Here is a 23,609-nt window from a genome sequence, read left to right on the forward strand (position 1 = left end):
AATGCCTTCAATTCGACTGGCTGATTTAGCTCAGCAGTTGGATGCAGAATTACACGGTGATGGCGATATCGTCATCACCGCTGTTGCGTCCATGCAATCTGCTAAAGCTGGCACGATTACCTTCATGGTAAGCCCTAAGTACCGTGAGCAACTGGCTCAATGCCAGGCGTCAGCTGTTGTTCTGACGCAGGACGATCTTCCATTTGCCACTGTAAGCGCGCTGGTAGTGAAAAACCCCTACCTGACGTATGCACGCATGGCTCAAATTCTTGATACCACGCCGCAACCGGCCCAGAACATTGCTGCCAGCGCAGCGATTGATGAGACGGCCAGGCTGGGTAACAACGTCGCCGTTGGGGCGAATGCGGTTATCGAATCCGGCGTTGTGCTGGGCGATAACGTCGTCATTGGCCCAGGCTGCTTCGTTGGGAAAAATACGAAAATCGGCGCGGGGACCCGTTTGTGGGCCAATGTGTCCGTTTATCATGACGTGGAAATTGGCGAAAACTGCCTCGTTCAGTCCAGCACCGTGATTGGTTCTGATGGCTTTGGTTACGCTAACGATCGCGGTAACTGGGTGAAGATCCCGCAGCTTGGTCGCGTCATTATTGGCGATCGCGTGGAGATCGGCGCCTGTACCACCATTGACCGTGGCGCGCTTGACGACACGATCATTGGCAATGGTGTTATCATCGATAACCAGTGCCAGATTGCGCATAACGTTGTGATTGGCGACAATACCGCGGTTGCAGGTGGCGTCATCATGGCGGGCAGCCTGAAAATTGGCCGTTATTGCATGATTGGCGGTGCGAGCGTGATTAATGGCCATATGGAAATTTGCGACAAGGTGACCGTGACGGGAATGGGCATGGTAATGCGTCCTATCACTGAACCTGGCGTCTATTCCTCCGGCATTCCGCTTCAGCCCAACAAGGTATGGCGTAAAACAGCAGCTCTGGTGATGAACATTGATGATATGAGCAAGCGCCTCAAGTCCCTTGAGCGTAAGATCGATCAACAAGACTAAGCGTCATCCGTTGAACGCTATTTTTCCCGGCCTGTCGGCTTTCTAATAAACCGGCAGGCCGTGTTATTATTGTTATCAGTACATTTTGACAGGAAGAGTATTTTGACTACTGACACTCATACTCTGCATATTGAAGAGATTTTAGAACTTCTGCCGCACCGCTACCCGTTTCTGCTGGTAGACCGTGTGCTGGATTTTGAAGAAGGTCGTTTTCTGCGCGCAGTGAAAAATGTTTCCGTGAACGAGCCGTTCTTCCAGGGGCACTTCCCTGGTAAGCCTATCTTCCCGGGTGTGTTGATTCTGGAAGCGATGGCTCAGGCTACCGGTATTCTGGCGTTCAAAAGCGTCGGTAAACTGGAGCCAGGTGAGCTGTATTACTTCGCGGGTATTGATGAAGCGCGCTTTAAGCGCCCAGTCGTGCCTGGTGATCAGATGATCATGGAAGTCACTTTTGAAAAAACGCGTCGTGGCCTGACTCGCTTCAAAGGCGTAGCGCTGGTTGACGGCAAAGTTGTTTGCGAAGCGACGATGATGTGTGCTCGTAGCCGGGAGTCCTGATACGTGATTGATAAATCCGCCTTTATTCATCCTACCGCGATTGTGGAAACCGGTGCCATCATTGGTGCTAACGTCCACATTGGCCCGTTTTGTATTGTTGGACCCCATGTCGAAATTGGTGAGGGTACAGTACTGAAATCTCACGTTGTCGTGAATGGTCACACGACCATTGGCTGCAATAATGAGATCTATCAGTTCGCCTCCATCGGCGAAGTTAACCAGGATCTGAAATATGCTGGTGAGTCGACCCGTCTGGAAATTGGCGATCGTAACCGTATTCGCGAAAGCGTCACCATTCATCGTGGAACAGTACAGGGTGGTGGGTTGACGAAGGTGGGCAGCGATAACCTGTTTATGGTGAATGCGCATATCGCGCACGACTGTACCGTGGGTGACCGCTGTATTCTTGCCAACAACGCCACGCTGGCAGGACACGTATCGGTTGATGACTTCGCCATCATTGGCGGCATGACCGCAGTCCATCAGTTCTGCATCATTGGTGCGCACGTGATGGTCGGTGGATGCTCCGGTGTGGCGCAGGACGTCCCACCGTATGTGATTGCGCAGGGCAACCATGCCACGCCGTTTGGTGTGAACATCGAAGGCCTCAAGCGTCGTGGCTTTAGTCGCGAAGCGATTACTGCCATCCGCAACGCGTACAAACTGCTGTACCGCAGCGGTAAAACGCTGGAAGAGGCGAAGCCGGAAATTGCCGAACTGGCGAAAAAGCACCCGGAAGTGGACGCGTTCATGGAGTTCTTTGACCGTTCAACAAGGGGTCTGATTCGTTAATGGTCGACAGTCGTCCGCTTACGATAGCCCTGGTCGCCGGAGAAACCTCCGGCGATATTCTTGGTGCAGGTCTCATCCGTGCGCTTAAGGCGCGTGTACCCAATGCTCGCTTTGTCGGCGTTGCTGGCCCGCTGATGCAGGCTGAAGGCTGTGAAGCCTGGTACGAAATGGAAGAGCTGGCCGTGATGGGTATCGTTGAGGTGCTGGGACGGCTGCGCCGTTTGCTGCACATTCGTGCCGATCTCACCCGCCGCTTTACCGAACTCAAACCCGATGTGTTTGTCGGTATCGATGCACCTGATTTCAATATTACCCTCGAAGGGAACCTGAAAAAGCAGGGCATTAAAACCATTCACTACGTCAGTCCGTCCGTCTGGGCGTGGCGACAGAAACGCGTTTTCAAAATCGGACGGTCCACCCACCTGGTGCTGGCTTTCCTGCCTTTCGAAAAAGCGTTTTACGACAGATTTAATGTTCCGTGCCGTTTTATCGGTCATACCATGGCGGATGCAATGCCACTGGATCCGGATAAAAACGCGGCGCGCGACGTGCTGGGCATTCCCCATGATGTGCACTGTCTGGCCTTGCTGCCGGGCAGCCGTGGCGCAGAAGTGGAGATGCTGAGCGCTGATTTCCTCAAGACAGCGCAAATTCTTCGCCAGACGTACCCCGATCTCGAAGTGGTCGTGCCGCTGGTGAATGCCAAACGCCGCGAGCAGTTTGAGCGCATCAAAGCAGACGTCGCCCCGGATCTTCACGTCCGTCTTCTGGACGGGCAAGGGCGGGAAGCAATGTATGCGAGCGATGCCGCACTGCTGGCCTCCGGCACGGCGGCGCTGGAATGTATGCTGGCGAAATGCCCTATGGTGGTCGGTTATCGCATGAAGCCGTTTACCTTCTGGCTGGCAAAACGTCTGGTGAAAACGGATTATGTCTCCCTGCCAAACCTGCTTGCCGGGCGCGAGTTGGTGAAAGAGCTGCTGCAGGATGAGTGCCAGCCGCAGGCGCTTGCGGAGGCGCTGCTGCCGCTGCTGGCCAACGGTAAAACCAGCCACCAGATGCACGATACCTTCCGCGAACTGCATCAACTGATCCGCTGTCATGCTGATGAGCAAGCGGCCGATGCGGTGCTGGAGTTAGCAAAATGATGGAATTTGTTTATCCTCACACCCACCTTGTGGCGGGTGTGGACGAAGTGGGTCGTGGTCCGTTAGTGGGAGCCGTGGTGACCGCTGCGGTGATCCTCGATCCGGCTCGGCCGATCGTCGGGCTGAACGACTCTAAAAAATTGTCTGAAAAGCGCCGGCTGGCGCTGTTTAGTGAGATTCAGGAGAAAGCGCTGGCCTGGAGTCTCGGGCGCGCTGAGCCGCATGAGATAGACGAGCTGAATATTTTGCATGCCACGATGCTGGCGATGCAGCGTGCGGTAGCGGGGCTGAAAATCGCCCCTGAATATGTCCTGATTGACGGCAACCGCTGTCCGGCACTGCCCATGCCTTCAATGGCAGTGGTCAAAGGCGATAGCCGGGTCGCAGAAATTAGCGCAGCTTCTATTATTGCCAAAGTGACACGCGACGCCGAAATGGCCGCGCTCGACCTCACTTACCCTCAGTATGGTTTCGCCCAGCATAAGGGATATCCCACACCTTTCCACCTGGAGAGGCTGGCTGAACATGGCGCAACCGAACACCATCGGCGCAGTTTTGGCCCGGTGAAACGCGCCCTGGGACGGGTGTCCTGAATCATTACGCAAGCAATTAAGTAACGCGGAATCTGAAGATGGCTGAACCACGTTTCGTACACCTGCGGGTGCATAGCGACTACTCCATGATCGATGGGCTGGCGAAGACCGGGCCGCTGGTAAAAAAGGCGGCCTCCCTTGGCATGCCCGCGCTGGCGATCACCGATTTTACCAACCTGTGTGGCCTGGTGAAGTTCTACGGAACGGCGCACGGCGCGGGGATGAAGCCCATCGTCGGTGCAGATTTTCATGTGCAGAGCGATCTCATCGGCGATGAAATGACGCAAATCTCCGTGCTGGCGATGAACAACACGGGTTATCAAAACCTCACCCTGCTTATCTCAAAAGCCTATCAGCGCGGTTACGGCGCGCTGGGACCGTGGATCGACCGCGACTGGCTGGCCGAGCTGAACGAAGGGCTACTGCTGATCTCGGGTGGCCGTATGGGTGACGTCGGCAAATGTCTGCTGCGCGGCAATAGTGCGCTAGTGGATCAATGCGTCTCGTTCTATGAAGAATATTTCCCGAATCGTTATTACCTGGAGTTGATCCGTACCGGCCGTCAGGATGAAGAGAGCTATCTTCATGCCGCGGTGGCGCTCGCAGAAGAGCGCGGGTTGCCCGTGGTGGCCACCAACGACGTGCGGTTCCTTGAGGCGGGTGATTTCGACGCGCATGAGATTCGCGTGGCGATCCACGATGGTTTCACCCTCGACGATCCGAAGCGGCCGCGTAATTACTCCGCACAACAGTACATGCGCAGCGAGGAGGAGATGTGTGAGCTCTTCTCCGATATCCCCGAAGCGCTGGAAAACAGCGTAGAGATTGCCAAGCGCTGCAACGTCACCGTCCGCCTCGGCGAATACTTCCTGCCGCAATTCCCGACGGGAGACATGACCACGGAAGATTTCCTGGTCGCGAAATCAAAAGAAGGTCTGGAAGAGCGTCTGGAATTCCTGTTCCCGGATGAAGAAGAGCGTAAAAAGCGTCGCCCTGAGTATGACGAACGCCTGGATATTGAACTCCAGGTGATCAACCAGATGGGCTTCCCGGGCTACTTCCTGATCGTTATGGAGTTTATCCAGTGGTCGAAGGATAACGGCGTGCCGGTCGGACCGGGGCGTGGCTCCGGTGCAGGTTCGCTGGTGGCGTATGCGCTGAAAATTACCGACCTCGATCCGCTGGAATTCGACCTGCTGTTCGAACGTTTCCTCAACCCGGAACGTGTCTCGATGCCCGACTTCGACGTCGACTTCTGCATGGAGAAACGCGACCAGGTGATTGAGCACGTGGCCGATATGTACGGCCGTGATGCGGTATCGCAGATCATTACGTTCGGTACGATGGCGGCGAAAGCGGTTATCCGTGACGTGGGCCGCGTGCTGGGCCACCCGTACGGGTTTGTCGATCGCATCTCTAAACTGGTGCCGCCCGATCCGGGCATGACGCTGGCAAAAGCCTTTGAGGCTGAACCGCAGCTGCCGGAAATCTACGAAGCGGACGAAGAAGTCAAAGCGCTGATCGACATGGCGCGCAAGCTGGAAGGCGTCACGCGAAACGCCGGTAAGCATGCAGGGGGCGTGGTTATCGCCCCGACTAAAATTACGGATTTTGCACCGCTTTACTGCGATGAAGCGGGCCAACACCCGGTTACCCAGTTTGACAAGAACGACGTAGAATACGCCGGGCTGGTAAAGTTCGACTTCCTTGGCCTGCGTACGTTGACCATCATTAACTGGGCGCTGGAGATGATCAACGCCCGTCGCGAGAAGAACGGCGAGCCGCCGTTGGATATCGCGGCCATCCCGCTGGATGACAAGAAAAGTTTCGACATGCTGCAGCGCTCGGAGACCACCGCCGTCTTCCAGCTTGAATCCCGCGGCATGAAAGATCTGATTAAGCGTCTGCAGCCCGACTGCTTCGAAGATATGATCGCACTGGTTGCCCTGTTCCGTCCGGGCCCGCTGCAGTCAGGGATGGTAGATAACTTTATCGACCGTAAGCACGGGCGCGAAGAGATTTCCTACCCGGACGTTCAGTGGCAGCACGAAAGCCTGAAGCCGGTGCTGGAGCCCACCTACGGCATCATCCTGTACCAGGAACAGGTGATGCAGATCGCCCAGGTGCTTTCCGGCTATACCCTCGGCGGCGCGGACATGCTGCGTCGTGCGATGGGTAAGAAAAAGCCGGAAGAGATGGCCAAGCAGCGCTCCATCTTTGAAGATGGTGCGAAGAAAAACGGCGTTGACGGCGAACTGGCGATGAAAATCTTCGACCTGGTGGAGAAATTCGCCGGGTACGGATTTAACAAATCTCACTCCGCCGCCTATGCTTTGGTGTCGTATCAAACGCTGTGGCTGAAGGCGCACTATCCTGCTGAGTTTATGGCTGCGGTAATGACCGCGGATATGGACAACACCGAGAAGGTGGTAGGGCTGGTGGATGAGTGCTGGCGCATGGGGCTGAAGATCCTGCCGCCGGATATCAACTCGGGTCTTTATCATTTCCACGTCAACGACGACGGGGAGATCGTTTATGGGATTGGCGCGATCAAGGGCGTAGGTGAGGGGCCGATCGAGGCGATCATCGAAGCGCGCAACAACGGCGGCTATTTCCGGGAGCTGTTCGATCTTTGCGCCCGTACCGATACCAAAAAACTGAACCGCCGCGTGCTGGAAAAACTGATCATGTCCGGCGCGTTCGACAGGCTGGGACCGCACCGCGCCGCGCTAATGAACTCGCTGGGCGACGCCCTGAAAGCGGCGGATCAGCACGCGAAAGCAGAAGCCATTGGCCAGGCGGATATGTTCGGGGTGCTGGCGGAAGAGCCGGAGCAGATTGAACAGTCGTATTCCAACTGCCAGCCGTGGCCAGAACAGGTGGTGCTGGACGGCGAGCGTGAAACGTTAGGCTTGTACCTGACGGGTCACCCGATCAACCAGTACATTAAAGAAATTGAGCGCTATGTCGGCGGCCACAGGCTAAAAGACATGCATCCGACAGAACGTGGTAAAATCACCACGGCTGCGGGGCTCGTGATTGCTGCAAGGGTTATGGTCACCAAGCGCGGCAATCGTATCGGCATCTGTACGTTGGATGACCGTTCCGGGCGTCTGGAGGTGATGCTGTTCACCGACGCGCTGGATAAATACCAGCAATTGCTGGAGAAAGACCGCATACTTATCGTCAGCGGACAGGTCAGCTTTGATGACTTCAGTGGGGGGCTTAAAATGACCGCCCGCGAAGTGATGGACATTGACGAAGCCCGGGAAAAATATGCTCGCGGGCTTGCTATCTCGCTGACGGACAGGCAAATTGATGACCAGCTTTTAAACCGACTCCGTCAGTCTCTGGAACCCCACCGCTCGGGGACAATTCCAGTACATCTCTACTATCAGAGGGCGGATGCACGTGCGCGGTTGCGCTTTGGTGCAACGTGGCGTGTCTCTCCGAGCGATCGTTTACTGAACGATCTCCGTGGCCTCATTGGTTCGGAGCAGGTGGAACTGGAGTTTGACTAATACAGGAATACTATGAGTCTGAATTTCCTTGATTTCGAACAGCCGATTGCTGAGCTGGAAGCGAAAATCGATTCTCTGACAGCGGTAAGCCGTCAGGATGAAAAACTGGATATTAACATCGACGAAGAAGTGCATCGTCTGCGCGAGAAAAGCGTAGAGCTGACGCGCAAAATCTTTGCCGATCTCGGCGCATGGCAGGTGGCCCAGCTGGCTCGCCATCCACAGCGTCCGTACACCCTGGATTATGTCCGCCTGGCGTTTGACGAATTTGACGAACTGGCAGGCGATCGCGCATACGCTGACGACAAAGCTATCGTAGGTGGTATCGCGCGTCTGGACGGACGCCCGGTGATGATCATTGGTCATCAGAAAGGTCGTGAAACCAAAGAGAAAATCCGTCGTAACTTCGGTATGCCAGCCCCAGAAGGCTACCGTAAAGCCCTGCGTCTGATGGAGATGGCTGAGCGTTTTAATATGCCTATCATCACCTTCATCGACACCCCGGGTGCCTACCCTGGCGTGGGCGCGGAAGAGCGCGGTCAGTCTGAAGCCATCGCGCGCAACCTGCGCGAGATGTCTCGTCTGAAGGTGCCGGTCATCTGTACCGTTATCGGTGAAGGGGGTTCCGGTGGCGCGCTGGCGATTGGCGTGGGTGATAAAGTGAATATGCTGCAGTACAGCACCTATTCCGTTATCTCCCCGGAAGGCTGTGCGTCCATTCTGTGGAAAAGTGCCGACAAAGCGCCTCTGGCTGCCGAAGCGATGGGCATCATTGCGCCACGTCTGAAAGAGCTTAAGCTGATCGATTCCATCATCCCGGAACCGCTGGGTGGTGCACATCGTAAGCCGGAAGTGATGGCCGCGTCCCTGAAAGCGCAGCTGCTGGCCGATCTGGCCGACCTGGACGTGCTGAGCAAAGAAGATCTGCTCAACCGCCGTTACCAGCGTCTGATGACTTACGGCTACGCGTAAGCTTCACAATTATCTGAAAAGCCGCACAATGTTGCGGCTTTTTTTATACCTGCGGTTTAGCCGGACTATGCTTAGCTAATGTTTTTTAAGGAGGAAGCCCATGAATATCATTGCCGTTATGGGGCCACACGGCGTCTTTTATAAAGATGAGCCGATTAAGGAGCTGGAGCAAGCCCTGCAGTCGCGCGGGTATCAGCTAATCTGGCCGCACAACAGCGCCGATCTGCTGAAGTTCATTGAGCATAACCCGCGTATCTGCGGCGTGATCTTCGACTGGGATGAATATGACCTCGAACTGTGCAGCGATATCAACAAGCTGAACGAATATCTCCCGCTGTACGCCTTTATCAATACCCACTCAACCATGGACGTCAGCGCCAATGATATGCGTATGGCGCTGTGGTTCTTTGAATATTCACTCGGCGTGGCGGAAGACATTGCGACCCGCATTCAGCAATACACGAATGAATATCTCGATAACATTACGCCACCGTTTACCCGAGCGCTCTTCACCTACGTGAAAGAGGGGAAATATACCTTCTGTACGCCGGGCCATATGGCGGGGACGGCCTACCAAAAAAGCCCGGTGGGCTGCCTGTTCTATGATTTCTTTGGTGGCAATACGCTGAAAGCGGACGTGTCCATTTCAGTCACCGAACTAGGCTCGTTGCTGGATCATACCGGCCCGCATCTGGAAGCTGAAGAGTATATCGCCCGCACCTTTGGGGCCGAGCAGAGCTATATGGTGACCAACGGCACCTCGACCTCGAATAAAATCGTCGGAATGTACGCTGCGCCTGCGGGCAGCACCCTGCTGATTGACCGTAACTGTCATAAGTCGCTGGCGCACCTGCTGATGATGAGCGACATCGTACCGCTCTGGCTTTCACCCACGCGTAACGCGCTCGGTATTCTTGGTGGTATTCCGCGCCGGGAGTTCATGCATGAAGCCATTGAAAGCAAGGTCGCGGCAGTGCCTGGCGCAAGCTGGCCTGTCCATGCGGTGATCACCAACTCGACCTATGACGGTCTGCTGTACAACACGAACTGGATCAAAAAGACGCTGGACGTGCCGTCGATCCACTTCGATTCCGCATGGGTACCGTACACCAATTTCCACCCGATTTACGCGGGTAAGAGCGGCATGAGCGGTGAGCGCGTGCCGGGTAAAGTGTTCTTCGAAACGCAGTCGACGCACAAAATGCTGGCGGCGTTTTCCCAGGCTTCGCTGATTCACATCAAAGGCGAGTACGACGAAGAGACCTTTAACGAAGCCTTTATGATGCATACCACCACCTCACCGAGCTATCCGCTGGTGGCGTCTATCGAAACGGCCGCGGCGATGCTGCGCGGCAATCCGGGCAAACGTCTCATCAACCGTTCGGTGGAGCGCGCGCTGCATTTCCGCAAAGAGGTTCAGCGGCTGAAAGAGGAAGCCGACGGCTGGTTCTTTGATATCTGGCAGCCGGAAGAGATTGATGAGGCGGAGTGCTGGCCCGTCTCGCCCGGCGAAGACTGGCATGGTTTCCGGGATGCCGATAGCGACCATATGTTCCTCGACCCAGTAAAAGTGACGATCCTGACGCCGGGTATGGATGAGCAGGGCAAGATGAGCGAGGAAGGGATCCCGGCCGCGCTGGTCGCGAAATTCCTTGATGAACGTGGCGTGGTGGTGGAGAAGACCGGGCCCTATAACCTGCTGTTCCTCTTCAGTATTGGTATTGATAAAACCCGGGCGATGGGGCTGTTGCGCGGGCTGATGGAGTTCAAGCGCGCCTACGATCTCAACCTGCGGGTGAAGAACATGCTGCCGGATCTCTATGCGGAAGATCCCGACTTCTACCGTAATATGCGCATTCAGGATCTGGCCCAGGGGATCCACAGGCTGATCCGTCAGCACGATCTGCCGCGTCTGATGCTTCAGGCGTTTGATGTGTTGCCGGAGATGAAGTTTGCCCCGCACAAGGCGTGGCAGCGCCAGGTTAGGGGGGAGGTCGAAACCGTCGAGCTGGAAAATCTGGTTGGACGCGTATCGGCCAATATGATCCTGCCTTACCCGCCGGGCGTACCGCTCCTGATGCCAGGAGAGATGATTACCGAGGAGAGCCGGGCGGTGCTCGATTTCCTGCTAATGCTCTGTTCGGTAGGGCGTCACTACCCCGGTTTTGAGACGGATATCCACGGTGCGAAGCGCGACGAAAACGGCGTTTACTGGGTGCGAGTCCTAAAATAAGGGCGACCGCTTGCATGGTGCGGGTTTTCGGTTGTAACGTTCAGGCATCATAAAAAGGAGAAGCTATGCTGGGTTTAAAAGCTGTTCATCATATTGCGATCATTGCGACCGATTACGCGAAGAGTAAGGCCTTCTACTGCGACATTCTCGGTTTTACGCTGTTGAGCGAGGCCTACCGCGAGGAGCGCGACTCCTGGAAGGGCGATCTGGCGTTAAACGGACAGTATGTGATTGAACTGTTCTCTTTTCCTTTTCCGCCTGCGCGTCCGTCCCGTCCGGAAGCCTGCGGCCTGCGCCATCTCGCCTTCAGCGTCGATGACCTGGATAGCGCAGTAAAACATCTGGAAGCGCACGGCGTGACGTATGAAGCAATCCGCGTCGATCCGTTCACCGACAAGCGCTTTACCTTTTTCAACGACCCGGACGGCCTGCCGCTGGAGCTTTATCAGCAGTAATCTTCGTCCTGTGTGATAATGCCCGCTCAGTTCGGGCATTTTTTATGTGTAATTCCCTATGACCTTACCCGCTATCGTACACGCCGTTTCACCGTACCGCCAGCTGCTGGTGGGGTTTAGCGGTGGCCTGGATTCCACCGTTCTGCTCCATCGCCTTAAGCGCTGGCGCGACCAGGAGCCTGACGTCCAGCTGCGGGCGATACATATTCATCACGGATTAAGTCCTCACGCAGAGAAGTGGGTGGCGCACTGCGAAGCCTTGTGTGCGGCATGGGCGATCCCGCTCCTCGTCGAGCGCGTCACGCTGGTAGAGGAAGGGTTGGGCATCGAGGCGCAGGCGCGTAAAGCCCGCTATGCCGCGTTTGCCGGGGCATTACGTGCTGGAGAAGCGCTGGTTACGGCCCAGCATCTGGACGATCAGTGTGAAACCTTTCTGCTGGCGCTTAAGCGGGGAAGCGGACCGGCGGGGCTTTCTGCCATGCCGGCGCGTTCGGCATTTGCCGGCACAACGTTACTGCGTCCGCTGCTTGGCGAGACGCGCGCCTCGCTTGAAGCCTGGGCGCGAGAACATCAGCTGAGCTGGATTGAAGATGAGAGCAACCAGGATGACGGGTATGATCGTAACTTTCTGCGTCTGCGCGTCCTCCCGCTATTGAGCGAGCGCTGGCCGCATTTCGCCGACGCGACGGCAAGAAGCGCTATGCTGTGTGCCGAACAGGAAACGCTGCTGGACGAGCTATTGAGTGACGAGCTGACTGAACTGATTTCTAAAGACGGGGCGCTGGCGATTGCACCGCTGACAGCGATGAGCCCGGTACGTCGCGCCGCGCTGCTACGACGCTGGCTGGCCTCTCATTACGCTGCGATGCCGTCGCGGGCGATGCTGAGCCGTATCTGGGACGAGGTTGCCCTGGCGCGGGACGATGCTTCCCCGCGCGTCCACCTGAACGGTTTTGACGTAAGACGCTATAAAGGGGAACTCTGGTGGGTAAAATCAACGCCCTGCCTGACCGATGTGGTGCTCGACTGGCTTTCTCCTGAGCTTCCGCTGATATTGCCCGCTGAGGCAGGACGTGTCTCCCTCATACCGTCTGGTCATGTGCGGCTGCCGAAGCCCGGTGAACCGGTAACGGTACGCTTTAAGGCTGGCGGCATGCTGCATATTGTCGGGCGCAACGGGGGACGCAAGCTGAAGAAAATCTGGCAGGAGTGCAACGTACCGCCGTGGCTGCGCGACTCCACGCCGCTGCTGTTCTATGGTGAAACGTTGATTGCTGCGGCAGGGGTTTTCATCACGGAAGCGGGATGGGCGGAAGACGGGGTCAGGTTTGAGTGGCAGAAAGCGTAACGGGCAGCCTGGCTGCCCGTTAGTGTCATCAGGATTCGCTCACCACGACGGTGCCGATTTGCGGGTGGCTGAAGCTGGCTATTTTATCCAGACGCAGCTCACGCGTCGCACCGGCATCTTCCACTATCAGGTATTCCACGTTCTTACGTGAAACCAGATCGTTGGCTTTCGCCTTCAACACTTCGCCATCTTTTAGCTCCAGCGTCAGTAATAAATGATGCTGGCAGGCGAGTTCGAGGTTGTCATAGTCATCACAATTGATGGGTTGATAAGTATCATTCATCGACATAATCGCTCACCAGTAAATTCGCCGCAGCATACGCTGCTTTTTCCCTGACCGACTCTGAAAGGCTCTCATCAGAGGCCACTTCATTAAGCACTTTCAATACACAGCCCAACGCGTCCGGGACATACCCCAGATCTCCGCTGGCGATTTCCGCATACCGTTTGCGAATTAACTCACAATAATTATTCACATCCCCTCCCGCCAGCGCACTGACTTACTGTGAGATATCATTAAGCCTACGAAGATAAACTCGGTTTAGCAAGGTGACTATACCATACTCATTTAAGCAATATCAGCGCCTTGATAGCGGTGTATTTATTACCCCGTAACAGCCTTTTGCCGCGGTTTTCGCTACAATGTGCGCCTGATTCGAATGGAGTTCTCTCATGGCGCTGAAAGCGACAATCTATAAAGCAGTGGTCAATGTGGCCGATCTTGATCGCAACCAGTTCCTGGACGCCTCGCTGACGCTGGCACGCCACCCCTCCGAAACCCAGGAGCGCATGATGCTGCGCCTGCTGGCGTGGATTAAATACGCTGACGAGCGTCTGCAGTTTACCCGTGGGTTAAGCGCAGAAGACGAGCCTGAAGCCTGGCTGCGCAACGATCATCTGGGTATCGATTTGTGGATCGAACTCGGACTGCCGGACGAGCGCAGAATGAAGAAGGCCTGCACCCAGTCCGCTGAAGTGGCCTTATTCGCGTATAATCAGCGTGCTGCAGAGATTTGGTGGCAGCAAAACAAGAGCAAGTGCGGACAGTTTAAAAATCTCACCGTCTGGTATCTGGATGATGAGCAACTGGCGCAGCTGAGCGACTTTGCCAGCCGGACCATGGTGTTGCAGGCGACGATTCAGGACGGTGCAATCTGGCTTTCTGATTCTCAGAATAATCTGGAAATTCATTTAACGGCGTGGCAACCGGCCTCATGATCGTCTTGTCCCGAAACGTCAGCATTCCGGACAACGAGCTGGAGATCACCGCCATCCGTGCTCAGGGGGCCGGTGGGCAGCACGTCAACAAGGCCTCAACGGCTATCCATTTGCGTTTTGACATTCGGGCCTCAAGCCTGCCAGAGTATTATAAAGAAAGTCTGCTTGCTGCCAGCCATCACCTCATCACCAGCGATGGCGTGATGGTGATCAAAGCCCAGGAATACCGCAGCCAGGAGCTCAACCGGGAAGCGGCCATCGCCAGGCTGGTGGCGGTCATCAAAGAATTAACGGCAGTACAAAAAAGCCGCCGGGCAACGCGGCCAACCCGCGCATCGAAAGAGCGTCGGCTGTCCTCGAAGGCCCAAAAATCCACAGTGAAAGCATTACGCGGTAAAGTTCGTCGCCCGACAGAGTGACGAAAGGGAACACAAATTTCATAAGGAATTCATTGTGAAAAAAGCATTATGGTCAGCGCTGGCAGTGAGTACGCTGTTTGCGCTTTTCGGGTGTAATAACCGTTCAGAAACGCAGGTTTTGCAACCCACGCAAACGGAAGAATTAAAACCAATGCAGCAGAGCTGGCGCGGCGTATTGCCTTGCGCGGACTGTGAAGGCATTGAAACGTCCCTGTTCCTGCAAAAAGACGGCACCTGGGTGATGAATCAGCGATATCAGGGCGGGAAAGAGCCTTCTTCATTTGCAACCTATGGAACATGGGCGCGTACAGCGGAGAAGCTTGTCCTCACCGATACCTCCGGCGAGAAAACCTGGTTCCGCCCTAAAGGTGACAGCATGGAGATGCTCGACCGCGAAGGTAATCCTATTGAATCCCAGTTCAACTACACGCTGGCGCCGGTGAAAGCGGCTCTGCCCGCGACGCCGATGGCAATGCGTGGGATGTACTTCTATATGGCAGATGCGGCGATCTTTACCGACTGCGCAACTGGCAAGAAGGTCAGCGTGGCAAACAACGCCCAGCTTGAGCGCGATTACGCTGTCGCGCGCGGCAATGACAGCAAGCCGATATTGCTGACGGTGGACGGTCACTTTACGCTGGAGCCAAACCCGGATAGCGGAGAGATGGTGAAAACGCTGGTGGCGGACAAAGACGCGAAATTTATTGCGGGCAAAGATTGTAACAGCAAATAAGCTGACGTAGCGCCATTAAAAAACCCCGCCTGAGCGGGGTTTTTTGTTTAGCCTTTGATGGCTTTCACCAGGTAATCAAGAATGTCGCCGGTCTTGATCATCTGTTTTTCGCCGCTGCGACGGTATTTGTATTCAATCTCGTCGCTGTCGAGGTTACGGTCGCCGATCACGACGGTGTGTGGGATACCGATCAGTTCCATATCGGCAAACATCACGCCCGGACGCTCTTTACGGTCATCCATCAGCACTTCGATACCCTGCGCACGCAGCTCGGCATACAGCTTCTCGGCCAGCTCCTGTACGCGGTAAGACTTGTGCATGTTCATTGGCAGAATAGCGACCTGGAACGGTGCGATGTTGTCCGGCCAGACGATGCCGCGCTCGTCGTAGTTCTGCTCAATCGCCGCAGCTACCACGCGCGTCACCCCGATACCGTAGCAACCCATGGTCAGGATCTGGTTACGGCCATCTTCACCCTGAACGGCGGCGTTCAGCGCGCGCGAGTATTTATCGCCCAGCTGGAAGATGTGACCCACTTCGATACCGCGCTTGATCATCAGGGTACCCTGACCGTCCGGGCTTGGGTCGCCTGCGACCACGTTACGGATGTCAGCCACTTCCGGCGTCGCCACGTCGCGATCCCAGTTGATGCCGAAGTAGTGTTTACCGTCGATGTTCGCACCAGCGGAGAAGTCGCTCATCGCGGCTACCGTGCGGTCAATAACAACAGGAACCGGCATATTCACCGGACCGAGAGAACCTGGCCCAGCATTGACCACGGCGCGGATTTCCGCTTCCGTGGCGAACGTCAGCGGGCTGGCGACCTGCGGCAGCTTCTCGGCTTTCACTTCGTTCAGCTCGTGATCGCCACGCACCAGCAGGGCAACCAGCGGGTAAGCGCTCCCTTCGGTGGATTTCACCAGCAGGGTCTTAACGGTTTTTTCGATCGGCAGATTGAACTGCTCAACCAGCTCGGCAATGGTTTTCGCGTTTGGCGTATCAACCAGCGTCATCTCTTGCGTTGCCGCAGCACGCGGTTCTTTTGGTGCCAGCGCTTCTGCAAATTCGATGTTCGCGGCGTAATCAGAGGAGTCAGAGAAGATCACATCGTCTTCACCGCTCTGCGCCAGAACCTGGAACTCATGGGATGCGCTACCGCCGATGGAGCCGGTATCAGCCTGCACAGCGCGGAAATCCAGACCCATGCGGGAGAATATTTTGCTGTATGCCGCGTACATTGCGTCGTACGTCTCTTGCAGGGATTCCTGAGAGGTATGGAAAGAGTAGGCATCTTTCATCAGGAATTCGCGAGAGCGCATGACGCCGAAACGTGGGCGAACTTCGTCACGGAACTTGGTCTGGATCTGGAAGAAGTTCAGCGGCAGCTGTTTGTAAGAGCTCAGCTCATTACGAATCAGGTCGGTAATGACTTCTTCATGCGTTGGGCCGAGAACGAACGGACGCTCGCCGCGATCGACGAAGCGCAGCAGTTCAGGGCCATATTGTTCCCAACGGCCACTCTCCTGCCACAGGTCAGCGGGCTGAACCACAGGCATGGACACCTCGATAGCACCGGCGTTGTTCATCTCTTCACGCACGATGTTTTCGACTTTTTTCAGGACGCGCACGCCGGTCGGCAGCCAGGTGTATAACCCGGAGGCCAGCTTGCGGATCATCCCGGCGCGCAGCATCAGCTGATGGCTGATCACTTCGGCGTCGGCAGGCGTCTCCTTCAGAGTGGAGAGCAGATATTGGCTAGTACGCATGTTGTTACGGTTCCATTTCGACGATTGGAACAGGCTGAAACACCAGCCTGACACAAAAAAAGTGGTTTAGTTTACCAGTGTGGCAAAGATGCCAAAAGAGAGGAGAACAAAATTACCTGGGTTCCAGGGCAAACACTTCAAAACCTGCCCCGGTGACGCGCCAGCGAACGTTAAAATCCAGCAGCCAGACGGCGTACGTTTTTCCCGCTTCCTCTTCTTTACGGTAGGCCGGACGTGGGTCCTGTGCCAGCACTTCGGTGATGAAATCCCGTAAGCGAGGATAGCGTTTCTCCAGTTGACCGAGCTGCGAGGCGAGCTCAGGGGTAAAATACACCGGCATATCCGCCTGTGGTGCGTCCTGGGCATAGCTTGCACGCGCGTCCGGAAGGGCTTCGGCGAAGGGTAAATAGGGTTTGATGTCGATCACCGGCGTGCCGTCGACCAGGTCCAGGCTACCTAACTCAAGTATCACCTGATCTTTCTGGCAGCGTATGCCTTTCAGTTCAACCAGCGACATGCCAACCGGGTTTGGACGAAAGGTCGAGCGCGTCGCAAACACCCCCATTCTCGCATTTCCGCCAAGACGAGGAGGACGCACGGTAGGACGCCAGCCGCCTTCCATCGTCTGGTGAAACACGAACACCACCCACAGATGGCTGAACGCCTCAAGCCCGCGTACCGCATCGGCCTGATTATAAGGCGCAATCAGGTGAAGCTCACCGCGTCCGCTGGTGACAAGACCGGGCTGGCGGGGGACGGCGAACTTCTCTTTATAAGGAGAGTGGATAACGCCTATCTGCTCGAACTGAAATGCACTCATTTCGCCGTAATGTTCAGCGCAGAACCGATGCACACCGCCTGACGGTAGCAGCCCGGCGTGCCGCTGGTGACTTCACAGCTGTGCAGCAGGACCGCGTTAGCTTTCATTTTTGCGGCATTAATCTGCATACGTTTACGCGCAGTCGGAATATTCGGTGGTGAGTCCTGATTGGTCGCCTGACAGGATTCGCCGCTCACTTCGCCCAGTTCACGGAACGGTTTACCGACGAGTTCGTCCGCTTTCGTGATAATGCGAACCGGCGCAGGGCGAACCACTTTCGGTTTCGCAGGCTCGGTCTTTGGCGGGGTTGCCGTGCTTTGAACAGGTTCAACGGGAGATCTGCTTAGCATAGAACAGCCGCTCAGCATGAGTGCTAAAAGACAGATCGGTAAAGCACGCATAATATTTCCTCAATGGATAATCAAAACGTCAGATATTGAATCAGTTGACTGCACAAATGACAAGACGGGCATAAGCCCGTCCTGATGATATTACACTGAGGTGAGATTACCAGCCTTTAACAGCGCCGCCGTTAAACACTTTGTTGGCTTCCTGGTAAACTTCGTCTGACTGATAGGCCTGAACGAATTTCTTCACGTTTTCCGCGTCCTTGTTGTCTTCGCGAGTCACGATCAGGTTAACGTATGGGGAGTCTTTATCTTCAACGAAGATACCGTCTTTGGCTGGCGTCAGGCCAATCTGGCTGGCGTACGTGGTGTTGATAACGGCCAGAGCAATCTGCGCATCGTCCAGAGAACGTGGCAGCTGCGGTGCTTCCAGTTCAACGATTTTCAGATTTTTCGGGTTCTCGGTGACGTCCAGAACGGTTGGCAGCAGGCCAACACCGTCTTTCAGTTTGATCAGGCCCACTTTCTGCAGCAGCAGCAGGGAACGACCAAGGTTAGTTGGGTCGTTAGGCACGGCAACCTGAGAGCCCGGCTGCAGTTCGTCCAGTGATTTAATTTTCTTAGAGTAACCGGCAATCGGATAAACGAAGGTGTTACCGACACCCACCAGTTTATAACCACGATCTTTGATCTGCTGGTCCAGGTATGGCTTATGCTGGAAGGCGTTGGCGTCGATATCGCCTTTGCTCAGCGCTTCGTTCGGCAGAACGTAATCGTTGAAGGTCACCAGCTCCACGTCCAGGCCATACTTCTCTTTTGCCACTTTCTGAGCAACTTCCGCAACCTGCTGTTCTGCACCTACGATAACGCCCACTTTAATGTGGTTTGGATCCTTTTCGTCCTGACCGCAACCCACCAGTGCCAGAGAGCCGATCAGCGCGCCTACTGCTGCGAAGGTCTTTAATTTAAACGCCATGTTTTATCCTTAACTCGTAGAGTTTGTGTTGTGTGTAACGTTATTTATGCGTAACAGCCCGGACGATGCGATCGCCAGAGAACTGGATTAAGTAAACCAGAACAACCAGCAATACCAGAACGGTATTCATCACGGTCGCGTTATATCCAATATAGCCGTACTGGTAACCAATCTGACCTAAACCGCCCGCGCCTACGGCACCGCCCATCGCCGAATAACCGACCAGGGTGATAAGCGTAATGGTTGCCGCATTCACCAGCCCTGGCAGTGCCTCCGGCAGCAGAACCTTGCGGACGATCTGCATCGGCGTGGCACCCATCGCACGGGAAGCTTCGATCAAACCGGTTGGGATTTCCAGCAGGGCGTTTTCCACCATACGGGCGATAAACGGCGCAGCGCCAACGGTCAGCGGAACGATCGCCGCCTGCAGACCGATAGACGTTCCGACGATCACGCGGGTAAACGGAATCATCCACACCAGTAAAATAATGAACGGGATAGAACGGAAGATGTTCACCAGCGCAGAGAGCGTACGGTACAGCTTCGCGTTCTCAATGATTTGACCCGGACGCGTCACGTACAGCAACACGCCGACCGGCAGGCCAATCACAAAACCAAAGAAGCCAGAGACAAAGGTCATTGCCAGCGTTTCCCAAACGCCGCGAACCAGCAGCCACATCATCGGCTCAGACATAACCCAGTACCTCTACTTTTACGTGATGTTCTTGCAGCCAGGCAATGGCTGCCTGGGTTTCTTCTTGTGTGCCGTGCATTTCTGTCAGCATGATGCCGAACTTGACGCCACCGGCGTAATCCATCTGCGCGCTGATGATGTTGTTGTTCACGTTAAAGCGACGTGCGGTTTCGGAAAGCAGGGGAGCATCAACGGACTGACCGGTGAACTCCATGCGCAGCATCGGGACGCTGTCAGCAGCGGGTTCGGTTTTCAAACGCTCCAGATAGTCTTCCGGAATATCCAGATGCAGCGTGGACTGGATGAACTGCTGCGCCAGCGGGGTTTTCGGATGCGAGAACACTTCACTTACCGTGTCCTGCTCGATCAGTTCACCGTTGCTGATGACCGCCACGCAGTCACAGATGCGTTTCACTACGTCCATCTCGTGCGTAATAAGAAGGATCGTCAGGCCCAGGCGACGATTAATGTCCTTCAGCAGTTCCAGAATCGAACGCGTGGTTGCCGGATCCAGTGCGCTGGTGGCTTCATCGCACAGCAGTACCTTAGGATTGCTTGCCAGCGCGCGGGCAATGGCCACACGTTGTTTTTGCCCACCGGACAGATTTGCCGGGTAGCTATCATGTTTGTCGCCCAGACCCACGAGGTCGAGCAGCTCGGTGACGCGACGCTTCACTTCTTCTTTCGGCGTGTTATCCAGCTCAAGCGGTAAGGCAACGTTGCCGAACACGGTGCGGGAGGCCAGCAGGTTAAAGTGCTGGAAAATCATGCCAATCTGACGACGCGCTTTGGTGAGTTCTTTCTCTGAAAGGGCGGTAAGTTCCTGGCCGCCAACTTCTACGCTGCCCTGGGTTGGGCGCTCAAGCAGGTTAACACAACGGATCAGCGTGCTTTTACCTGCACCCGATGCGCCAATGACGCCATAAATTTGACCAGCAGGAACATGCAGGCTGACGTTGTTCAGCGCCTGAATGGTTCGGTTCCCCTGCTGGAACACTTTGGTGATATTGGAAAGTTTAATCATTAGATTATTTTTATCGTATGTAAGTTAGCCGTGGCATTTTCTTCTGCCAGATACGGGTGATGACCGTAAACAAAACGGATGTTAAGGCATCCAGACGTCTAAATCAATCCAACTCTGTACGATGAGCACTTTATTGCGCTGCGATTCATGAGATACTAGTCGAACATGCCTTTTTCAGGAGCAAACCGGTGGCAAAATCAGTACCCGCAATTTTCCTCGATCGTGACGGCACTATTAATGTGGATCACGGTTATGTCCATGAGATTGATGAGTTCGAGTTTATCGAGGGCGTAATAGATGCCATGCGCCAGCTGAAAGAGATGGGCTATGTGCTGGTGGTGGTGACGAACCAGTCCGGTATTGCACGCGGTAAATTTACCGAAGCGCAGTTTGAGACGCTGACGGAATGGATGGACTGGTCACTGGCCGACCGCGGTGTGGATCTCGATGGCATCTACTATTGTCCGCATCATCCACAGGGAACCGTAGAAGAATATCGTCAGACCTGTGATTGCCGTAAGCCGCATCCGGGAATGTTCATCTCTGCGCAGGAGTTCCTGCACATTGATATGGCGGCTTCTTATATGGTGGGCGATAAACTGGAAGATATGCAGGCAGCTGCAGCAGCAGGTGTAGGGACCAAAATATTAGTGCGCACCGGCAAGCCTGTGACGCCAGAAGCTGAGAATGCGGCGGATTGGGTAATTAATAGTCTGGCCGAGCTGCCAAAAGAGATTAAAAAGCACCAAAAATAGCCTTTCTGGTGAAAAGATGAGCGGTTGAAATAAAAATGCATTTTTCCGCTTGTCATTCCTCGGCGGCCCCCTATAATGCGCCTCCATCGACACGGCGGATGTGAATCACTTCACACAACAAGCAGTTCGGTTGAAGAGAAAAAATCCTGAAATAACGGGTTGACTCTGAAAGAGGAAAGCGTAATATACGCCACCTCGCAACGGTGAGCGAAAGCCGCGTTGCACTGCTCTTTAACAATTTATCAGACAATCTGTGTGGGCACTCAAAGTGACATGGATTCTTAACGTCCTCGGACGAAAAATGAATACCAAGTCTCTGAGTGAACATACGTAATTCATTACGAAGTTTAATTCACGAGCATCAAACTTAAATTGAAGAGTTTGATCATGGCTCAGATTGAACGCTGGCGGCAGGCCTAACACATGCAAGTCGAGCGGCAGCGGAAAGTAGCTTGCTACTTTGCCGGCGAGCGGCGGACGGGTGAGTAATGTCTGGGAAACTGCCTGATGGAGGGGGATAACTACTGGAAACGGTAGCTAATACCGCATAACGTCGCAAGACCAAAGAGGGGGACCTTCGGGCCTCTTGCCATCAGATGTGCCCAGATGGGATTAGCTAGTAGGTGGGGTAATGGCTCACCTAGGCGACGATCCCTAGCTGGTCTGAGAGGATGACCAGCCACACTGGAACTGAGACACGGTCCAGACTCCTACGGGAGGCAGCAGTGGGGAATATTGCACAATGGGCGCAAGCCTGATGCAGCCATGCCGCGTGTATGAAGAAGGCCTTCGGGTTGTAAAGTACTTTCAGCGGGGAGGAAGGTGTTGAGGTTAATAACCTCAGCAATTGACGTTACCCGCAGAAGAAGCACCGGCTAACTCCGTGCCAGCAGCCGCGGTAATACGGAGGGTGCAAGCGTTAATCGGAATTACTGGGCGTAAAGCGCACGCAGGCGGTCTGTCAAGTCGGATGTGAAATCCCCGGGCTCAACCTGGGAACTGCATTCGAAACTGGCAGGCTAGAGTCTTGTAGAGGGGGGTAGAATTCCAGGTGTAGCGGTGAAATGCGTAGAGATCTGGAGGAATACCGGTGGCGAAGGCGGCCCCCTGGACAAAGACTGACGCTCAGGTGCGAAAGCGTGGGGAGCAAACAGGATTAGATACCCTGGTAGTCCACGCCGTAAACGATGTCGACTTGGAGGTTGTGCCCTTGAGGCGTGGCTTCCGGAGCTAACGCGTTAAGTCGACCGCCTGGGGAGTACGGCCGCAAGGTTAAAACTCAAATGAATTGACGGGGGCCCGCACAAGCGGTGGAGCATGTGGTTTAATTCGATGCAACGCGAAGAACCTTACCTACTCTTGACATCCAGAGAACTTAGCAGAGATGCTTTGGTGCCTTCGGGAACTCTGAGACAGGTGCTGCATGGCTGTCGTCAGCTCGTGTTGTGAAATGTTGGGTTAAGTCCCGCAACGAGCGCAACCCTTATCCTTTGTTGCCAGCGGTCCGGCCGGGAACTCAAAGGAGACTGCCAGTGATAAACTGGAGGAAGGTGGGGATGACGTCAAGTCATCATGGCCCTTACGAGTAGGGCTACACACGTGCTACAATGGCGCATACAAAGAGAAGCGACCTCGCGAGAGCAAGCGGACCTCATAAAGTGCGTCGTAGTCCGGATTGGAGTCTGCAACTCGACTCCATGAAGTCGGAATCGCTAGTAATCGTAGATCAGAATGCTACGGTGAATACGTTCCCGGGCCTTGTACACACCGCCCGTCACACCATGGGAGTGGGTTGCAAAAGAAGTAGGTAGCTTAACCTTCGGGAGGGCGCTTACCACTTTGTGATTCATGACTGGGGTGAAGTCGTAACAAGGTAACCGTAGGGGAACCTGCGGTTGGATCACCTCCTTACCTTAAAGAACCTGCCTTTGTAGTGCTCACACAGATTGTCTGATGAAAAACAGCAGTAAAAATCTCTGCAGGCTTGTAGCTCAGGTGGTTAGAGCGCACCCCTGATAAGGGTGAGGTCGGTGGTTCAAGTCCACTCAGGCCTACCAAACTCCTTTTAAAGGATGAGCGGTACAGAGATTGCAAAACGATGGGGCTATAGCTCAGCTGGGAGAGCGCCTGCTTTGCACGCAGGAGGTCTGCGGTTCGATCCCGCATAGCTCCACCATCTTTTACTGCGAACCCAAGAAAACTTCAGAGTG

Annotated in this window: 22 protein-coding genes, 2 tRNA genes and 1 rRNA gene; 17 read left to right on the top strand and 8 right to left on the bottom strand. The window is 54.9% G+C overall.

The features are described from left to right. Window position 1 precedes the first annotated feature (1 nt). From lpxD to tilS, 10 genes are all read left to right on the top strand, one after another. Window positions 2-1,027, top strand: a complete 1,026-nt coding sequence (gene lpxD, locus ACMGGQ_RS02220) for a UDP-3-O-(3-hydroxymyristoyl)glucosamine N-acyltransferase (protein ID WP_023345460.1) — start codon at window positions 2-4, stop codon at window positions 1,025-1,027. A gap of 102 nt (window positions 1,028-1,129) precedes the next feature. Then, window positions 1,130-1,585, top strand: coding sequence for a 3-hydroxyacyl-ACP dehydratase FabZ (gene fabZ, locus ACMGGQ_RS02225; RefSeq protein ID WP_010426706.1), 456 nt, complete (start codon window positions 1,130-1,132; stop codon window positions 1,583-1,585). Window positions 1,586-1,588: 3 nt separating this feature from the next. After that, window positions 1,589-2,377, top strand: coding sequence for an acyl-ACP--UDP-N-acetylglucosamine O-acyltransferase (lpxA, locus tag ACMGGQ_RS02230; RefSeq protein ID WP_045907839.1), 789 nt, complete (start codon window positions 1,589-1,591; stop codon window positions 2,375-2,377). Continuing rightward, entirely contained in the window at window positions 2,377-3,525 is a 1,149-nt protein-coding gene (gene lpxB / locus ACMGGQ_RS02235) for a lipid-A-disaccharide synthase (protein ID WP_045907840.1), read from the top strand. The genes lpxA and lpxB overlap by 1 nt, the downstream gene beginning before the upstream one ends. Further along, window positions 3,522-4,118 (top strand): ribonuclease HII, encoded by a 597-nt coding sequence (rnhB, locus tag ACMGGQ_RS02240; protein WP_045907841.1) that lies wholly within the window; start codon window positions 3,522-3,524, stop codon window positions 4,116-4,118. Before lpxB ends, rnhB begins: the two co-directional genes overlap by 4 nt. A 38-nt stretch (window positions 4,119-4,156) precedes the next feature. Beyond that, window positions 4,157-7,639: a DNA polymerase III subunit alpha gene (gene dnaE, locus ACMGGQ_RS02245; RefSeq protein WP_045355195.1), complete on the top strand. Its 3,483-nt coding sequence runs from the start codon at window positions 4,157-4,159 to the stop codon at window positions 7,637-7,639. Window positions 7,640-7,651: 12 nt separating this feature from the next. Then, a complete protein-coding gene (accA, locus tag ACMGGQ_RS02250) occupies window positions 7,652-8,611 on the top strand; it encodes an acetyl-CoA carboxylase carboxyl transferase subunit alpha (RefSeq protein ID WP_008501895.1) in 960 nt (319 codons plus the stop codon). A gap of 100 nt (window positions 8,612-8,711) precedes the next feature. Then, a complete protein-coding gene (locus ACMGGQ_RS02255) occupies window positions 8,712-10,844 on the top strand; it encodes a lysine decarboxylase LdcC (protein WP_420289537.1) in 2,133 nt (710 codons plus the stop codon). A gap of 65 nt (window positions 10,845-10,909) precedes the next feature. Then, window positions 10,910-11,299 (top strand): VOC family protein, encoded by a 390-nt coding sequence (locus ACMGGQ_RS02260; protein WP_420289538.1) that lies wholly within the window; start codon window positions 10,910-10,912, stop codon window positions 11,297-11,299. A gap of 58 nt (window positions 11,300-11,357) precedes the next feature. Further along, window positions 11,358-12,647, top strand: a complete 1,290-nt coding sequence (tilS, locus tag ACMGGQ_RS02265; RefSeq protein WP_420289539.1) for a tRNA lysidine(34) synthetase TilS — start codon at window positions 11,358-11,360, stop codon at window positions 12,645-12,647. Window positions 12,648-12,675: 28 nt separating this feature from the next. Here the strand turns inward: tilS and rof are convergent, their stop codons facing one another. Next, complete coding sequence (gene rof / locus ACMGGQ_RS02270; protein ID WP_024907532.1) at window positions 12,676-12,936, bottom strand: Rho-binding antiterminator; 261 nt, start codon at window positions 12,934-12,936, stop codon at window positions 12,676-12,678. Continuing rightward, a complete protein-coding gene (locus ACMGGQ_RS02275; RefSeq protein ID WP_008501889.1) occupies window positions 12,923-13,123 on the bottom strand; it encodes a YaeP family protein in 201 nt (66 codons plus the stop codon). Before ACMGGQ_RS02275 ends, rof begins: the two co-directional genes overlap by 14 nt. A 196-nt stretch (window positions 13,124-13,319) precedes the next feature. Between ACMGGQ_RS02275 and ACMGGQ_RS02280 the strand changes: the two genes are divergently transcribed. The 3 genes from ACMGGQ_RS02280 to nlpE are packed head-to-tail and all read left to right on the top strand — an operon-like array spanning window position 13,320 to window position 15,017. Then, window positions 13,320-13,865 (top strand): YaeQ family protein, encoded by a 546-nt coding sequence (locus ACMGGQ_RS02280; RefSeq protein WP_196347003.1) that lies wholly within the window; start codon window positions 13,320-13,322, stop codon window positions 13,863-13,865. Next, window positions 13,862-14,284, top strand: coding sequence for an alternative ribosome rescue aminoacyl-tRNA hydrolase ArfB (gene arfB, locus ACMGGQ_RS02285; protein WP_028018285.1), 423 nt, complete (start codon window positions 13,862-13,864; stop codon window positions 14,282-14,284). Before ACMGGQ_RS02280 ends, arfB begins: the two co-directional genes overlap by 4 nt. Before the next feature lie 34 nt (window positions 14,285-14,318). Beyond that, on the top strand, window positions 14,319-15,017 hold the full coding sequence (gene nlpE / locus ACMGGQ_RS02290) for an envelope stress response activation lipoprotein NlpE (protein WP_048028427.1): 699 nt from the start codon (window positions 14,319-14,321) through the stop codon (window positions 15,015-15,017). A gap of 47 nt (window positions 15,018-15,064) precedes the next feature. Here the strand turns inward: nlpE and proS are convergent, their stop codons facing one another. The 6 genes from proS to metN form a co-directional block, all read right to left on the bottom strand. Beyond that, on the bottom strand, window positions 15,065-16,783 hold the full coding sequence (proS, locus tag ACMGGQ_RS02295) for a proline--tRNA ligase (RefSeq protein ID WP_048028425.1): 1,719 nt from the start codon (window positions 16,781-16,783) through the stop codon (window positions 15,065-15,067). A gap of 112 nt (window positions 16,784-16,895) precedes the next feature. Beyond that, the gene (gene tsaA / locus ACMGGQ_RS02300; RefSeq protein WP_063620854.1) at window positions 16,896-17,603 is read right to left on the bottom strand and encodes a tRNA (N6-threonylcarbamoyladenosine(37)-N6)-methyltransferase TrmO; all 708 of its coding nucleotides are present in this window, start codon (window positions 17,601-17,603) and stop codon (window positions 16,896-16,898) included. After that, complete coding sequence (gene rcsF, locus ACMGGQ_RS02305) at window positions 17,600-18,004, bottom strand: Rcs stress response system protein RcsF (RefSeq protein ID WP_008501883.1); 405 nt, start codon at window positions 18,002-18,004, stop codon at window positions 17,600-17,602. Before rcsF ends, tsaA begins: the two co-directional genes overlap by 4 nt. 106 nt (window positions 18,005-18,110) lie before the next feature. Then, window positions 18,111-18,926 carry a methionine ABC transporter substrate-binding lipoprotein MetQ gene (metQ, locus tag ACMGGQ_RS02310; protein ID WP_014168729.1) on the bottom strand — a complete coding sequence of 272 codons (816 nt, stop codon included), beginning with the start codon at window positions 18,924-18,926 and terminating at the stop codon, window positions 18,111-18,113. A gap of 40 nt (window positions 18,927-18,966) precedes the next feature. Next, window positions 18,967-19,620: a methionine ABC transporter permease MetI gene (locus ACMGGQ_RS02315; RefSeq protein ID WP_003856130.1), complete on the bottom strand. Its 654-nt coding sequence runs from the start codon at window positions 19,618-19,620 to the stop codon at window positions 18,967-18,969. Further along, the gene (gene metN, locus ACMGGQ_RS02320) at window positions 19,613-20,644 is read right to left on the bottom strand and encodes a methionine ABC transporter ATP-binding protein MetN (RefSeq protein ID WP_023310475.1); all 1,032 of its coding nucleotides are present in this window, start codon (window positions 20,642-20,644) and stop codon (window positions 19,613-19,615) included. The genes ACMGGQ_RS02315 and metN overlap by 8 nt, the downstream gene beginning before the upstream one ends. A gap of 188 nt (window positions 20,645-20,832) precedes the next feature. Here metN and gmhB point away from each other — a divergent pair, with 188 nt between their 5' ends. From gmhB to ACMGGQ_RS02340, 4 genes are all read left to right on the top strand, one after another. Next, complete coding sequence (gene gmhB / locus ACMGGQ_RS02325; protein ID WP_420289540.1) at window positions 20,833-21,399, top strand: D-glycero-beta-D-manno-heptose 1,7-bisphosphate 7-phosphatase; 567 nt, start codon at window positions 20,833-20,835, stop codon at window positions 21,397-21,399. Between the two features lie 369 nt (window positions 21,400-21,768). Then, window positions 21,769-23,310: ribosomal RNA gene (locus tag ACMGGQ_RS02330) — 16S ribosomal RNA — on the top strand. Window positions 23,311-23,379: 69 nt separating this feature from the next. Continuing rightward, window positions 23,380-23,456: transfer RNA gene (locus ACMGGQ_RS02335), tRNA-Ile, on the top strand. A gap of 43 nt (window positions 23,457-23,499) precedes the next feature. Then, window positions 23,500-23,575: transfer RNA gene (locus ACMGGQ_RS02340), tRNA-Ala, on the top strand. Window positions 23,576-23,609 lie beyond the last annotated feature (34 nt).

The sequence above is a fragment of the Enterobacter sp. BNK-13 genome (genome assembly GCF_048685015.1).
In the GTDB taxonomy this organism is placed as follows: domain Bacteria; phylum Pseudomonadota; class Gammaproteobacteria; order Enterobacterales; family Enterobacteriaceae; genus Enterobacter; species Enterobacter quasiroggenkampii.